Below are 13,963 nucleotides of genomic sequence, written 5' to 3'. Positions count from 1 at the left end.
GTTTTTGGCAATCTACGGCGAAGGAGTGTCCAGCCCGTTAATGACAAAGATGTTCACGCCGCTTTTGCGACCGGCAGCGTGATGAAATATGAGGGATCGACGACGAGCAGCGTCGCACCGTCATGCTCGATCATCGCTTCGGCGACGCGGGCCCAGCCGGGCAGCAGCTTGCCCGTGATGCGCGTCTCAGCCGCTTCGATGAAACAGACATCCTCAATTTCGTCAGCGAGAAGTGCATAGCCGTGATCGGCGACATCGACGACGATCACGCGCTGCCCGGCAGCGACGGCGACCGCCGGCAGGCCGACAACGGCGTGCGGATCGATCAGCGTGAAGACGCGGCTGCGTAGCGCAAACAGTCCGGCGACGTGCGGCGGCGCGGCGGGAACCTCGACCGGCACACCGACGGTCACCACCGAATGGATCGCACGGCTGCGCAGCGCGACGCGCGTGTCGGCGATACGCGCGATGAGGTAAAGCTTGTCCATCATGCGCGGCCTCCCATGATCTGGCGGTGCAGCGCATCGAGCAGCGCCTGGCGGTCGTAACGATAGACGGTCGGGTCGTCGGGGCCCGCCGCGGCGACAGTAGTCCGCAGCCGGATCACCGGCACGTCGCGTGCCGCATGGTCAGACGCCGTCTCTTCGCCTGACAGGCAAAGCAGAACATCGGGCGTTTCGTCGTCGCCCGCGTCGCTGCTCGCGACGCGATAACCGGCGTGGCGCAGGATCGGCGCGAGAAAATTATCGCCCCAGCCATCATGGTCGTCAGCAAGATGACAGAGAGGCTGGCGCAGCGCTGGCGCGGGGGCGCCCGACGCATATTGTTCCATCAGCCAATAGGGATCGATCAGCTCGACCGGATCGCCGCTAACAAGCACGACACCAGCGACCAGGCCGGGCGAGGCGGCGAGCTGAATGCCGTCGGGCAGACGGACGATGTCGATCACTGCCGCGATCGGATAGCAAAGCACGGCGCGGCCATCGTAGAGGCGCAGCAGCTTCACGCTGCCCTTGTCCTCGGGCAATTTTCCGGCGTGGACAGGGAAAATATCGTCGCCGATCTGCACCTGAATGCGGCCCGCGCTTTCGAACAGCGCCGACGCCGGCACTTCTTCGACACGCTCGATCACCGACAGGCGAACGCCGCGAACGCGATCGCCCACGTCGCGGAAAAGCAGGAGCTGCACCGCGTTGCGCGCCGCAATGGCCTCCGCCGCAGCCTCGGCGCCATGATCCTGATTGCGGCCCGCTTCGCTCGCATCGATGCCCGCGACGGCGAGCATGCCCTGGACATCGAGCAACAGCACGGGGCGGCCATTGTCCGGCAACGTCGTGCCGGCATAGAGACCTGTCGCCATAATCATCGGCGCCGCCGGCTTGATTACCAGTTCCTCCTGATCATGGATCGCCGCGACGCTAAGCGCATAGCTTTGCCCCTGCCCCGGCCGGACGATAACCAGCGCGCGATCGTCAGCGTCGTCGCGGTGATCGCGCGCGCGCCCAAGCACGGCCTCAAGCCGCAACAGCGGGAATGGCTCGCCGCGTACGGTTGCCATTTCGCCACCGCCGATGCGATCGATCCGTACCGTATCACTGCTTTCGAGCAATATTTCGCGCACCGATCCACGCGGAATGGCAAATTCATATCCCGCTGCGCGCACCATCAGCCCGGAAATGATGGTCAGCGTCATCGGCACGCGGAGCAGGATGGTCAGCCCCCGGCCTTCTTCGTTGCGCAGTTCAACGACGCCACCGATTTTCTCGACATTGGATTTGACGATGTCCATTCCAACGCCGCGACCAGAAATGGCAGTAATCTTTGCCGCAGTCGAAAAACCGGGGCGGAAGATCAGTTCCAGCTTTTCACGCGAGGTCAGCCCGCGCGCCTCGGTTGCGGTGACGATACGCGCCGCGATCGCCTTGGCAGCTAGTGCGTCAGGCGACAGGCCGCGACCGTCGTCGCGGATCGCAATTTCGATCTGGTTGCCCGACTGGCGCGCCGAAACGAAAATCGTCGCGGTGACATCCTTGCCCGCTGCGACACGTCCATCGATCGCCTCAACGCCATGATCGATCGCGTTGCGGACGATATGGATCAACGGATCGCGGATATTCTCCATCATCTCGCGGTCGAGTTCGACCTCGCCGCCGCTGGTCGCGAATTTGACCTTCTTGCCGAGATCGCGCGCGAGGTCGCGGACGATACGCGGCAACGGCGCGAACAATTTGTCGATGCGCTGCATCCGCATCTGACTGACCGACTGGCGCATTCCGGCAATCGAATCCGAGAGGCGTTCGAAGGACGCGATGACCGAGGCATCAGCGCCTGACTCGCGCAGCATCCGCGCGAACTCGTTGCGCGCGAGAACGATGTCGGTGACACCAGTCATCACGCTGTCGAGCAGCGGCAGCGGCACGCGGATCGAGCGCCAGCCCTGCAATTCGGCGCTGAGATCATCTTCACGGCGCAGCTGGATTTCGCTGGCAGCGGGTTCGGTCGCCGGAACGGCCTCGGCGGCGGCGAGCGCACCGATTACCAGGCTGTCGTCGCCCATGGGCTCGACCCCGGCAGAGGCCAGCTTGTCGCACAGTTCGGAGAGGCGATCGACGATGCCAAGCACCGCCGTGACCAATGCGGCATCGGCTGGACGTTTGCCGCGGCGGACCTGATCGAGCGCATCCTCCGCCGCGTGCGACAGCGCCGTAACGCGGGGAAGCGAAAGGAAGCCCGAGCTTCCCTTAATCGTATGGACCAGCCGGAAAATGGCGTCGAGCCGCTCACGGTCGGCAGGCTCGGCCTCCCACGCCACCAGTGCCCCGCCAGCTTCGGCAAGAATTTCCGCCGTTTCGGCGAGAAAGTCGTTCAGCAGATCGTCCATGACCGTGTCGGTGCACCCCAAAATTCGAAACGCAACCATGGACGACAATGGTTAAAGGAGACTTTACCGGTCATAGCGGGCGAAGCGACAAGCCAAGCCGCCATGCGGCGACAGTCCTCGTTCGTCGCAGCGTGACCAGCCCCATAGCCTGGAGTCCCGCCCCGCCTCTCCCCCGTGCGTCTCGTCGGGCGGGGCAACCATCCTGCACGCAGGTCAACGATCCCGCTAGTCGGCGCCCTCTTCCATATAGCGCTTTTCGCGCGCGCGGCGGCGTTCGATCTTGCGGTGATGGGTGTTGTAACGCAAATAGGCGACAGCCGCGATCGCGGCAGCCACCATGAAGGCGATCATCGCATAAGCGATCCAGAGCCTGGTAGAGATGTCATTCACTCCTCGCGGGATGTAACTTCAGCGCGAGAACAAGATACCCCTGGCCGGTGGATAGGTTCCGCCGAAAGGCAAGCGTTGTGCTTACCCCCGCCCGCGCAGCACCGCACCGACAAGCAAAGTGGTGGGTGTTTCACGCGCCAGCATGACCGTGCCGTTGTTCTGCGCCGCAACCGCCTGGACCAGCACTGCAGGCGCGGTGCGCGAGGTCATGGAGCTGGCGGCTTCGCCTTCAGCGAGGATGCGTTCGACGTCGACGTCGAGAAACATGCGCTCGGCCTCGACATGCAGTGCGATTTCAATGGCATCGCCCTGCTTTTCGCAGCCGATATCGAGCCGGCCGCCGCGCACCAGCGCGTCGACGAGGAGCAGCGACAGGTTGAGGATGATCTTCACCGCGGGCTTGGGCAGCGGGTCCGCCCCAATCATCCAGTTGAGGTCGATCGCGCGATCCCCGATGATCCCCTGGATCGCTGATTTGGCCTCGTCAGCCGGGACCAGTTCACCAAAGCCGCCGGCCGACCCGAAAGCGAGGCGAAAGAATTTCAGCTTGTTCGCCGACGTCCGCGCGCTTTGTTCGAGCAGCTCGAAACAGCGCTCGCGCATCGCCGGGTCTTTTTCGTCAGCGAGCAGTTCGAGGCCGTTGGCGAAAGCACCGACCGGGCTCAACAGGTCGTGACACAGGCGCGAGGCCAACATGGAGGCGAAATCGACGCGATCGTCGGTCATGATTGAAGTGGCTCCCCAGCGCAGTATCCGGACGTCCCCGGCATGAGCCCGCTCCTAGGGCAGGCATGCCCCGAAGAGCAAGCGCGATCCCGACGCGATGCAGAGCGATACCCGCGACGATGTGCCCCCAGCCCCTTGAATTTCCGCCCTCGCTTTCCACATCGAAGTCAATGCAGGGGGATGATGACATATTGACCGTGGCGCTGCGCGACAGCGCGGCCGGGCTGCGACTGGACCGGGCCCTCGCCGAGGCCCTGCCCGATCTCTCGCGCGAGCGGGTGAAGAGCCTCATCAAGAGCGGGCGTGTCGCCGATGCCCGCGGCACGCTGTTGCTTGACCCTTCGGCCAAGGCCGCCGCCCCGGCGACGCTCGAGCTGCGGATGCCAAAACCCGCTCCGACGCACAATGTCGCGCAGGACCTGGATCTCGTGATCGCCTACGAAGACGAGCATCTGATCGTCGTCGACAAGCCCGCCGGCATGGTCGTTCATCCCGCCGCGGGCAATTTCGACGGAACCCTCGTCAACGCGCTGCTCCACCATTGCGCCGGACAGCTTTCGGGCGTCGGCGGTGTCGCGCGGCCGGGGATCGTCCACCGCATCGACAAGGATACGAGCGGGCTGATCGTCGCTGCCAAGCACGACCGCGCGCACGAAGGACTGGCAAAGCAGTTCGCCGCGCACAGCATCGACCGCCGCTATCTCGCGATCGTGACCGGTCGCCCGATGCCCGCCAATGGCACGGTCGACGCGGCGCTCGGCCGGTCGAGCACCAACCGCAAGAAAATGGCCGTCGTCGCCGAAGGGCGCGGCAAACATGCGATCACCCATTACACTATCGTCGAACCGCTGAAGGGCGCGACGCTGGTCGAATGTCGACTCGAAACCGGGCGCACCCATCAGGTGCGTGTGCATATGGCGCATATCGGGCACCCGCTGCTCGGCGATCCGGTCTATGGACGCGCCCGAAAGCCTTTGTCGGACGTGCTGAAAGCGCGGAATTTCGTGCGGCAGGCATTGCACGCGGCCCGTTTGGGCTTTATTCATCCAGTGACCGGTATCACAATCGCGCTCGACAGTGACATGCCCGCCGACATGCGGGAACTGATCGATGAACTGCGCGTTTAGGTTTCGAATGAAAATCTATCTCGACCGCCGGACCCAACCGCGGCACATTTAGGCTCTATTATTAGGGAAGACGCTCTGAAAATGGCGAATAAAAGCAATGTTCCGGCCACGGTTCCAGCGCTTGGCGGCGAAGCCAGCCTGAATCGCTATCTGGCGGAAATCCGCAAATTCCCCCTGCTCACCCCCGAGCAGGAATATATGCTCGCGAAGCGTTTCCACGAGCATGGCGACAATGAAGCTGCGGCGCAGCTCGTGACCTCGCACCTCCGGCTCGTGGCAAAAATCGCGATGGGCTATCGCGGCTATGGCCTGCCCGTCAGCGAACTCATCTCCGAAGGCAATATTGGCCTGATGCAGGGGGTAAAGAAATTCGACCCCGAACGCGGCTTCCGCCTCGCCACCTATGCGATGTGGTGGATCCGCGCGTCGATCCAGGAATTCATCCTGCGGTCGTGGAGCCTCGTCAAAATGGGCACCACCGCAGCGCAGAAGAAATTATTCTTCAACCTGCGCCGGATGAAAAACAGCCTGGAGGCGTTCGAAGATGGCGACCTGTCGCCCGAACATCTGACCAAGATCGCAACCGATCTGGGCGTCACCGAGGATGAGGTCGTCAGCATGAACCGTCGCATGGCGATGGGCGGCGACACTTCGCTGAACGTCCCGATGGGCGAAGATGGCGACAGCCAGTGGCAGGATTTGCTGGGCGACGAAGGCCCGTTGCAGGACGAGCGCGTCGCCGAGGCGCAGGAACGTGACGTTCGCCATGGGTTGCTCAACGAAGCACTCGACACGCTGAACGAGCGTGAACGCCACATTCTGACCGAACGCCGCCTGACCGACGATCCCAAGACGCTTGAGGATCTGAGCCAAGTTTACGACGTCAGCCGCGAACGTGTCCGCCAGATCGAGGTGCGCGCATTCGAAAAGCTGCAAAAGGCGATGCTGAAGCTTGCCGGCGATCGGCGGCTGATCAACGCCTGAGCCCCCCGGGCTCAACTGCGCGGCGGGCATGGCCGGATTGTCCGGCAGAAGGAGTGCGTGCCATGCGTTTCCTGTCGCTCGCCGTCGCCGCTTTGGCGCTCACCGTCCCCGTCACCGCTGCCGAACAGGTAGACAAGGTGACGGTGGCGATGGCCAATTTCAGCTATACGCCAGCCGACCTGCATCTGAAATCCGGGCACAGCACGGCAATCCATTTCGTCAACAACGGGTCGGGCGGGCATGATTTCACCGCCCCCGAATTCTTCGCCGCCGCGACGATGGACGCCGCGAACCGCGCGAAGGTGGGCGGCACCGAAGGCCGCGTCTCGCTGGGCAAGGGCGAGAGCCTGGACGTCATACTGACCCCCGCGGCGGGAAGCTACAAAGTCCATTGTTCGCGCTTCATGCACAGCAGCCTGGGCATGAAGGGCAAGATATTGGTCGACTGACCCCAAACCCCGCGCGTTTGACTCGCGGGCGCAAAGGCCTAGCCTCCCCCGATTGGATGGATTGGAGGGGGACATATCATGTGGAAATGGATCCGTATTCCCAAGGGCATCGCTCTGCTGGCCTTCCTGCTGCCATGGATGACCGTCAGCTGCTCCCATCAGCCGCTTGCCGAAGCGAGCGGCTTCGGCCTCGCCTTTGGCCGCATTAACGCGCTGGGCCGCGCGGCACAGGCCGGCGACAGCACAGCGATGAATGTCTGGCTGATCCTTGCCCTGCTCGCGATCGGTGGCGGGTTATTCCTGCTCTTCTCCCGCGGGCGCGAGGCGGCCAAGCTGGTGCTCGGCACGTCGGCGGCTGCATTCGTCCTGATCCTTGCCGGCACCTGGCGCTACAGCAAGGACGCGATCCTTACTGAGGCCGCCGAAAATGGAGCGGGCGGCAGCATGGATCAGGCCGCGCTGGCGATGATCCAGGTCAATTGGCACTTCGGCTATTGGCTCGCGCTGCTGTCGCTGATCGCCGCCGCCGTAATGGCGTGGCTCGTGATGAGCGGCAAGGAAGCCGAGGCCGAGGCGAAGATGCGCTCGCTAGCCGCCGACGCCAGTGATGCCGCGAAGGCCGCAACCGCAAAGGCCAATGATGCGATCGACGCAGCGACAGAAAAAAAGACGAGGAGCCGCCGAAGAGCTGAGGCACGGTCAGAACCGCTGCACAAAGCCGAAATAGAGCTGCATATCGGGGCTATCGTCATTGAGGCCGATGTTCGCACCGATATCCCACTGGCTGTCGTCGTCAGGTTGCCAGCCCGCCGAAATGCCGCCGAGCAGCTCGGTGGCGTGGCCAGCGGGATCGCGATCGCGAACCGCCGCAAGCTCAATCGCCATCGACACGCTGTCCGATACGCCAAAGCCCACACCAGCGGTCGCGCCATAGGCAAGGTGACGCCCCTTGCCATCGCCATCAGTCGCGGCGGCGACCTGCGGCGTCAGGCTCAGCGACACGCTGCCCAGTTCGACACTGGCGGGCAGCAATAGTCCTGCCCCCCAATCGCCCGCCCCGATCGCCTGTCCGCCCACCGGCAGTATGACATAGGGCATCGCGGCCACCGAAAAGCCCGAACCATCGGGATTGCGGAGATTCTGGCGCAGCGCGATCGTCACATCGCCAACGCCGGTTTGCGTCGCGACCGTCCCCAGCGCCCGGTCGCGCTCGCGAACCTGGCCGATGGAGGTCCAGCCAATCTGCGCCTCCAGCGACGGCGTCAGCCCGACGCGCAGCAAGGCGTCCCCCGCGACAATGGTATCGGTCTTTAGCGACCCGTTGCGATCGCGCGTCCAATCGCCGATCCCGATTTCGAGGACGATATCGCCTTCATCGACCGTACAGGCCGGCGTGCCGAGTCCCGGACGATCGGGGCACAGATCGCGCCGTTCCTGCGCCCCGGCAGGGACGCCGACGACCAGCACTGCCACCATCCCGAACGTCCGCCACATCATCATGTCACCCGCCTTTGCGATCCGCACTTTTCCTTTGCCGATCCTTGGACTAGGCCAAATCGACAGCAACCGCAAAGCATGGCGCCCACGACACCGATGATATTGGGATTTCTGAAATTCACCGTCAAAGCCATCGTCGGCTTTGTCCTGATCTCGGTGCTTTGGGTGCTGCTCTATGCCGTCGTGCCGCCGCCGGCGACCTTCACCATGCTGGCGGACAGCAGCGGAATGACCAAAGACTGGACGAGCCTGTCCGACATCGACCGCAACATGGTGCGCGCGGTGATCGCCGCCGAAGACGGCAAATTCTGTAGCCACGACGGGTTCGACCGCGACGCGATCGAACAGGCGATCGAACGCAACGCCAAGAGCAAGCGCATGCGCGGCGGATCGACGATCAGCCAGCAGACTGCCAAAAACGTCTTCCTGTGGCAGGGCACCGGCTGGACCCGCTATGTCCGCAAGGTTCCCGAAGTGTGGTTCACCTTCCTGATCGAGAAAATCTGGAGCAAGCGGCGGATCATGGAGGTCTATCTGAACGTCGCCGAGACCGGCATCGGCACTTATGGTATCGAGGCGGGCGCGCAGCGCTACTTCAACCATGGCGCGGGCAAGCTGACCCCGGCCGAAGCCGCGCGCATCGCCGCGATCCTGCCACTACCCAAGAAGCGTGAGGCGGTTACCCCCTCGGGCTTCACCCGCCGCTATGGCAACACGATCCGTGCGCGCATCGGCGTGGTGAAGCGCGACGGGCTGGATGCGTGCGTGTACAAGTAAGGCCACTGCACTGTTGAATCGCCAATGTCCGATATGGGGTGGTTAGCTGCCGCTCCGAGTGAGACATCTGGCCTCGACAGTTACCCCGCCCATATGGCGGATGAAGGCTTCGCGTAGCCCGTCGATATGTCTCTGCCATTTTGCTCGATCTTCATTGGGATCAACGCCGTCCGCTTCAAACAGCCAGCCAACGAATTCGTCGGCTGTCACCATACCGCTCTTGGGCAAGAAATCCGTAACATGTTTGGGCTGGTCGTTAACAACCGCACCACACCATCCTCTTTCAACGCAAACTTCATGCATTAAGTCGTCAAAGGGCGTGCTGTTCATCATATATCGATTTAGACGTCGGATCGTTATGTCCGCAACCGGTCGTTTCCGGACATTCCTTCTTCGGGTCAGGATCAACCCGGCACCCGTCCCTTTCGTCAGGAACCCGACCCCGGATCAATTCTGCCCGGTGGTAACGACCGCCTTGGGGACGAGCGTCTCGGCCGCGACGACCTTCTTTTCCGAACTCGACGCGATCGTCTTTTCCAGCGCCGCAACCTGCGGGCATTGCGACGCGCAGATACGCTTCGCCTCGGTCAGCTTCTCGCGCGCCAGTTCGAGCGCGCCCTTGTCGGCAAGCGCTTCGCCCTGCCCGGTCAGCGCGACAAGGTCATTGGGTTCGAGCAACAGCGCCTCGCGATAGAGGCCGATGGCCTTGCCCGGCAGCCCCTGTGCGCGCGCGACCTGCGCCAGCGCGATGATGGCCGACCGGTTGCGCGGGTCGGCGGCGAGCGCCGATTCATAATAATCGATGGCAGCGTTGAGATCGCCCGATTCCTGGGCCTTTAGCCCCTGACTCTGAAGCAGGGCCGAGCGTGGGAGAATGTCGTTGTCGGCGCGCTGGGCGTCGGAAGCGGTGGGCATGCTGGCCAGGACAAAACCGGCACCAAGGGCCAGAAAACTGACGCGCATCGCATTCTCCCATCGCTTCATTCGGCCAAGCCTAACATGGCGCCGTCAGCCGCGCGAGGAAAAACCCGTCGCAGCCATCATGACCCGGAGTCAGCAGAAATCCGCTGCCCGCGGGCCGTCCAATCCCATCGGGCAGGATAGCGTCATCGACGGTCCAGCCCGGATGCCGGGTCAAAAATTCGTCCACCTGAGCCCGCCCCTCGCGCGCAATGATCGAGCAGACAGCATAGAGGAGTTTGCCACCCGGCGCCACCAGTTCGGCACCGAGGTCGAACAGTTTCGCCTGATCGGCGACATGGCGTTCAAGCCGCGCCGAGGTGAGCCGCCAGCGCAGTTCGGGACTGCGCCGCCAGGTGCCCGAGCCCGAGCACGGCGCATCGACGATGACGCGGTCGGCGCTGCCCATGCGGTCGGCGAGCATCTCCGCCTCTTGCCCCGGATTGAGCAGCAAGGTCTTGATGCGGGTCGCTCCGGCGCGATGCGCGCGCGGGGCCAGTTGCTGAAGCCGGGCACGGTTGGTGTCGGCAGCGAGAATGTCGGCCTGATCGCCGGTGGCCGCCGCGATGGCGAGCGTCTTGCCCCCCGCCCCGGCGCACAGATCTATGACATTATGCTGCGGCGCGGCGTCGAGCGCGAGCGCGGCATGCTGGCTCGCCGCATCCTGAACCTCGAACAATCCGATGGAATAGGCCGCGTCCTGCACCGCGGCGGTTTCAGGCGGCAGACGGACGCCATCGGCGAGCCCGGCGATCGGCTGCGCATCGGCGAATAACCCTGCGACCGTATCGCGGTCGCTGAGCAGGCGATTGGCGCGCAAATCGAGCGGCGCGCGCGCAAGCATTGCGTCGGTTTCGTCGGCGCCGATCAGCGGATCGAACATTGCCATCAAATGCGGCGCCACGAGGCCGCGTTCGGCACGCGGTTCATTCCCGACAATCGGCGCCGGGCCATAAGGCGAACCGTCGAACAGCGCGGCGATTTCGGAGTCCGCAGCGGCCAGCGTCAGCATCGCGGCGCGGCCCGACTTGGGGGTCAAACGGATCACGCGGATCGCATCATAGACGAGGCCGCGGATCGCGCGGCGATCCTTCGACCCCGCGTAGCGGCGTGCCCGCATCGCCTCTGCAACGATCGCGTCGGCGGGCGGACCGCCCTCGCGCGCCGAGGCGGCGATGGTGTCGAGAATTTCGATCGCGGTCTGAACGCGCGCAGCGGGGGTCATGAGTGTGAACTTCCTTCTTCGTCATTGCGAGGAGCGTAGCGACGAAGCAATCTCCGGCTCGCAGCCTTCAATGAACCCCGATGGCCGGGGTCGCAATGACGAACCCCGGCGATATCAGCCGACCGGATAGTTGGGCGCCTCGCGGGTGATCGAGACGTCGTGGACATGGCTTTCGCGCAGGCCCGCATTGGTGATGCGGACGAACTTGGCGCGCTCGCGGAAATCCTTGAGGGTGCGGCTGCCGGTATAGCCCATCGCGGCCTTCACGCCGCCGACGAGTTGATGGATGACATCCTTGGCCGGGCCCTTGAACGGCACCTGACCTTCGATCCCTTCGGGGACCAGCTTCATCTGGTCCTTGATGTCCTGCTGGAAATAGCGATCGGCCGAGCCGCGCGCCATCGCGCCGACGCTGCCCATGCCGCGATAGCTTTTATAGGTGCGGCCCTGGAACAGGAAGGTTTCGCCCGGCGCCTCGGCGGTGCCGGCGAGCAGCGAGCCGACCATGACACTCGACGCGCCTGCCGCCAGCGCCTTGGCGATATCGCCCGAAGTGCGCAGCCCGCCATCGGCGATGACCGGGATGTTCAGCTTCGCCGCGGCTTCGACGCTGCCGAGGATCGCGGTGAGTTGCGGCACGCCGACACCCGCAACGATGCGGGTGGTGCAGATCGATCCGGGGCCGATGCCGACCTTGATCCCGTCGGCGCCCGCGTCGATCAACGCCTTGGTCGCATCGCCAGTGGCGACATTGCCCGCGAGGATCTGAACACGGTTCGACAATTTCTTGATCCGCTCGACCGTCTGCGCGACCATCTTGCTGTGGCCGTGCGCGGTATCGACGACGATCAGGTCGCATTCGGCATCGAGCAGCGCTTCGGCGCGTTCGATCCCCGAATCGCCGGTGTTGGTCGCCGCCGCGACGCGCAGGCGGCCGGTGCCGTCCTTGGTCGCGTCGGGGAAGTTGACGGCCTTTTCCATGTCCTTGACGGTGATCAGGCCGATGCAGCGATAGTCATCGTCGACGACGAGCAATTTTTCGATGCGACGCTGGTGCAGCAATTTGCGCGCCTCGTCCTGACCGACGCCGGGACGGACGGTCGCGAGATTCTCGGCGGTCATCAGTTCGCGCACCGGCTGATCGGGATTGGCGGCGAAGCGCACGTCGCGGTTGGTCAGGATGCCAACCAGCTTGCCACCGGTTTCAACAACCGGAATGCCCGAAATCTTGTGCTGGTCCATCAAGGCGGTCGCATAGGACAAGGGCGCGTCGGGGGTGATGGTGATCGGGTTGACGATCATGCCGCTTTCGAAACGCTTGACCTGACGCACCGCCGCGGCCTGTTCTTCGATCGTCAGATTGCGGTGGAGAACGCCGATGCCGCCGATCTGCGCCATCAGGATCGCCATATCCGCCTCTGTCACCGTATCCATCGCCGACGACAGGATCGGGATGTTGAGATTGATTTCGCTGGTCAGCTGAGTCGACAGATTGGCTTCCGACGGCAGCATGTCCGACGGGCCGGGCACCAACAGCACGTCGTCGAAGGTCAAACCGGTGATGATTTCCATGTGGGCCACTTTCTGGTGCAGGCGGCGCCTGCCCCGGGCGTTCGGGGCGGCACACGCGATTCGTTTGGTGGCGGCCCATGTAACCAGTCGAGCCCAAAGGCGCCAGTGGGGGACGAATGATTATTTCAAGGCGCACGGGCTGGCGCCTGCGGGCATCGCCTCTTGCAAACGAGCTCAAGCGTTCTTATGAATGATATATCACAATTTCATTCAAGAGAAAGACCATGGTCACTGCTCAACTCGCCCCCGCCGTCAATCAGAACCGGATTCTTTCGGAAGCCGTCGTGCGTGTCGCCGGATGCTGGCAACTGACCAACGAACAGCTCGGCACGATATTGGGCCTGTCGCCCGCAACCGCATCGCGGCTGCGCTCGGGCGGCTTCCAGCTCGACCGATCGGGCAAGGCGTTCGAGCTTGGCCAATATCTGATCCGCCTGTTCCGCAGCCTCGACGCCTTGATGGGAAGCGATGATCGCGCCGCGATATCGTGGCTCAAGACCGCGAACCTCGACCTCGGCGGACGCCCGATCGACCTTATCCGCAGCATCCGCGGCCTCAGCGACGTGACGGATTATGTCGATGACTATCGCGCGCAAGTCTGATCTCGCTCCGGTGCCGGGACCGGAGCACTTCCGCCCCTATCACGCGAAATTATGGCGGCTCGTCGAGGCGCAGCACCGCATCTCGACCAACCGCCTCGCCACCGGCACCGCCGATCAGGCAATTCTCGAGCAGTTGGTCGAGGAGGTGAAGCCGATACTGCCGCCCGAGGCGCGCAACCTCCACTACCTGCTCGCGACACCCTTTCGCTATGGCCATATGAAGGCGTCGCGCTTTCGCCGTGCGGGTGAACGTCCCGGCATTTTCTATGCGTCGGAACAGGTGGCAATCGCGGTCGCCGAAACCGCCTATTGGCGCCTGCTCTTCTTCTCACGCTCACCGGGGTTTCAGCCACCCTCCGCCGTCGTCGAGCATTCGGCGATCAGCGTTCCGGTGAAGCTCACGCAATTGATCGACCTCACCCAGCCGCCGCTGTCCGATCATGCCGCCCTATGGATGGACCCTCAGGATTATGGCGCATGCCAGGATTTCGCCGCCCACGCACGGGGGATATCGGCGCAGGCGGTCCGCTATGCCTCGGTGCGCGACCTAGCCCACCGCGCCAATGTCGCGCTGTTTGACCCGTCGGGGTTTGCCGCATCGGCGCCGAAGATCGAACAGACATGGCATTTCCGGTTCGAAGGTGGGCAGATGACGGCTTTTGCCGCCCTGCCCTCCGACGAGCGCCACGCCTTCACCTTTGAACAATTCGGGCTGAATCCAACGCCAGCTTAGGCGCCCGGGCGGAGTGGGGCAGCCAAGCTCCGCTCCGCCC

The 13,963-nt window shown here is 63.8% G+C and carries 15 protein-coding genes; 6 read left to right on the top strand and 9 right to left on the bottom strand.

Annotated features, from left to right (window positions below):
* Nucleotides 1–53: 53 nt before the first annotated feature.
* The 4 genes from AC1RRJ_RS01855 to AC1RRJ_RS01840 all read right to left on the bottom strand — a co-directional run bounded on the left by AC1RRJ_RS01855 (nucleotide 54) and on the right by AC1RRJ_RS01840 (nucleotide 3,997).
* Entirely contained in the window at nucleotides 54–491 is a 438-nt protein-coding gene (locus tag AC1RRJ_RS01855) for a chemotaxis protein CheW (protein ID WP_493120008.1), read from the bottom strand.
* Nucleotides 488–2,881: a chemotaxis protein CheA gene (locus AC1RRJ_RS01850; RefSeq protein ID WP_493120007.1), complete on the bottom strand. Its 2,394-nt coding sequence runs from the start codon at nucleotides 2,879–2,881 to the stop codon at nucleotides 488–490. Before AC1RRJ_RS01850 ends, AC1RRJ_RS01855 begins: the two co-directional genes overlap by 4 nt.
* 225 nt (nucleotides 2,882–3,106) lie before the next feature.
* Nucleotides 3,107–3,271: a hypothetical protein gene (locus tag AC1RRJ_RS01845; protein ID WP_493120006.1), complete on the bottom strand. Its 165-nt coding sequence runs from the start codon at nucleotides 3,269–3,271 to the stop codon at nucleotides 3,107–3,109.
* Between the two features lie 81 nt (nucleotides 3,272–3,352).
* On the bottom strand, nucleotides 3,353–3,997 hold the full coding sequence (locus AC1RRJ_RS01840; protein ID WP_493120005.1) for a histidine phosphotransferase family protein: 645 nt from the start codon (nucleotides 3,995–3,997) through the stop codon (nucleotides 3,353–3,355).
* A 170-nt stretch (nucleotides 3,998–4,167) separates the two neighbouring features.
* On the opposite strand from AC1RRJ_RS01840, the gene AC1RRJ_RS01835 reads away from it, so the two are divergent.
* From AC1RRJ_RS01835 to AC1RRJ_RS01825, 3 genes are all read left to right on the top strand, one after another.
* Nucleotides 4,168–5,124, top strand: coding sequence for an RluA family pseudouridine synthase (locus tag AC1RRJ_RS01835; RefSeq protein WP_493120004.1), 957 nt, complete (start codon nucleotides 4,168–4,170; stop codon nucleotides 5,122–5,124).
* A gap of 81 nt (nucleotides 5,125–5,205) precedes the next feature.
* The gene (rpoH, locus tag AC1RRJ_RS01830; protein ID WP_493120003.1) at nucleotides 5,206–6,108 is read left to right on the top strand and encodes an RNA polymerase sigma factor RpoH; all 903 of its coding nucleotides are present in this window, start codon (nucleotides 5,206–5,208) and stop codon (nucleotides 6,106–6,108) included.
* A gap of 62 nt (nucleotides 6,109–6,170) precedes the next feature.
* Entirely contained in the window at nucleotides 6,171–6,557 is a 387-nt protein-coding gene (locus AC1RRJ_RS01825) for a cupredoxin domain-containing protein (protein WP_493120002.1), read from the top strand.
* Nucleotides 6,558–7,256: 699 nt separating this feature from the next.
* Here the strand turns inward: AC1RRJ_RS01825 and AC1RRJ_RS01820 are convergent.
* On the bottom strand, nucleotides 7,257–8,057 hold the full coding sequence (locus AC1RRJ_RS01820; protein ID WP_493120001.1) for a transporter: 801 nt from the start codon (nucleotides 8,055–8,057) through the stop codon (nucleotides 7,257–7,259).
* A 75-nt stretch (nucleotides 8,058–8,132) separates the two neighbouring features.
* Between AC1RRJ_RS01820 and mtgA the strand changes: the two genes are divergently transcribed.
* Nucleotides 8,133–8,831, top strand: coding sequence for a monofunctional biosynthetic peptidoglycan transglycosylase (gene mtgA / locus AC1RRJ_RS01815; protein ID WP_493120000.1), 699 nt, complete (start codon nucleotides 8,133–8,135; stop codon nucleotides 8,829–8,831).
* Between the two features lie 42 nt (nucleotides 8,832–8,873).
* On the opposite strand, the gene AC1RRJ_RS01810 is transcribed toward mtgA, so the two are convergent.
* The 4 genes from AC1RRJ_RS01810 to guaB form a co-directional block, all read right to left on the bottom strand.
* The gene (locus tag AC1RRJ_RS01810) at nucleotides 8,874–9,164 is read right to left on the bottom strand and encodes a hypothetical protein (protein WP_493119999.1); all 291 of its coding nucleotides are present in this window, start codon (nucleotides 9,162–9,164) and stop codon (nucleotides 8,874–8,876) included.
* A gap of 114 nt (nucleotides 9,165–9,278) precedes the next feature.
* Entirely contained in the window at nucleotides 9,279–9,746 is a 468-nt protein-coding gene (locus AC1RRJ_RS01805) for a tetratricopeptide repeat protein (RefSeq protein WP_493119998.1), read from the bottom strand.
* A gap of 79 nt (nucleotides 9,747–9,825) precedes the next feature.
* Nucleotides 9,826–11,016, bottom strand: coding sequence for an RsmB/NOP family class I SAM-dependent RNA methyltransferase (locus AC1RRJ_RS01800; RefSeq protein WP_493119997.1), 1,191 nt, complete (start codon nucleotides 11,014–11,016; stop codon nucleotides 9,826–9,828).
* 114 nt (nucleotides 11,017–11,130) lie between these two features.
* Nucleotides 11,131–12,588, bottom strand: a complete 1,458-nt coding sequence (gene guaB / locus AC1RRJ_RS01795) for an IMP dehydrogenase (protein ID WP_493119996.1) — start codon at nucleotides 12,586–12,588, stop codon at nucleotides 11,131–11,133.
* 224 nt (nucleotides 12,589–12,812) lie between these two features.
* On the opposite strand from guaB, the gene AC1RRJ_RS01790 reads away from it, so the two are divergent.
* Together AC1RRJ_RS01790 and AC1RRJ_RS01785 are read left to right on the top strand one after the other, a co-directional pair.
* The gene (locus tag AC1RRJ_RS01790) at nucleotides 12,813–13,190 is read left to right on the top strand and encodes an antitoxin Xre/MbcA/ParS toxin-binding domain-containing protein (protein WP_493119995.1); all 378 of its coding nucleotides are present in this window, start codon (nucleotides 12,813–12,815) and stop codon (nucleotides 13,188–13,190) included.
* A complete protein-coding gene (locus tag AC1RRJ_RS01785) occupies nucleotides 13,168–13,923 on the top strand; it encodes an RES family NAD+ phosphorylase (RefSeq protein ID WP_493119994.1) in 756 nt (251 codons plus the stop codon). Before AC1RRJ_RS01790 ends, AC1RRJ_RS01785 begins: the two co-directional genes overlap by 23 nt.
* The last annotated feature ends 40 nt before the right edge of the window (nucleotides 13,924–13,963 follow it).

This window comes from Sphingopyxis sp. GW821-FHT12C06 (assembly GCF_058807415.1).
Note: the sequence above shows the minus strand (reverse complement) of the source record. Positions and strands in the feature narration are given on the sequence as shown.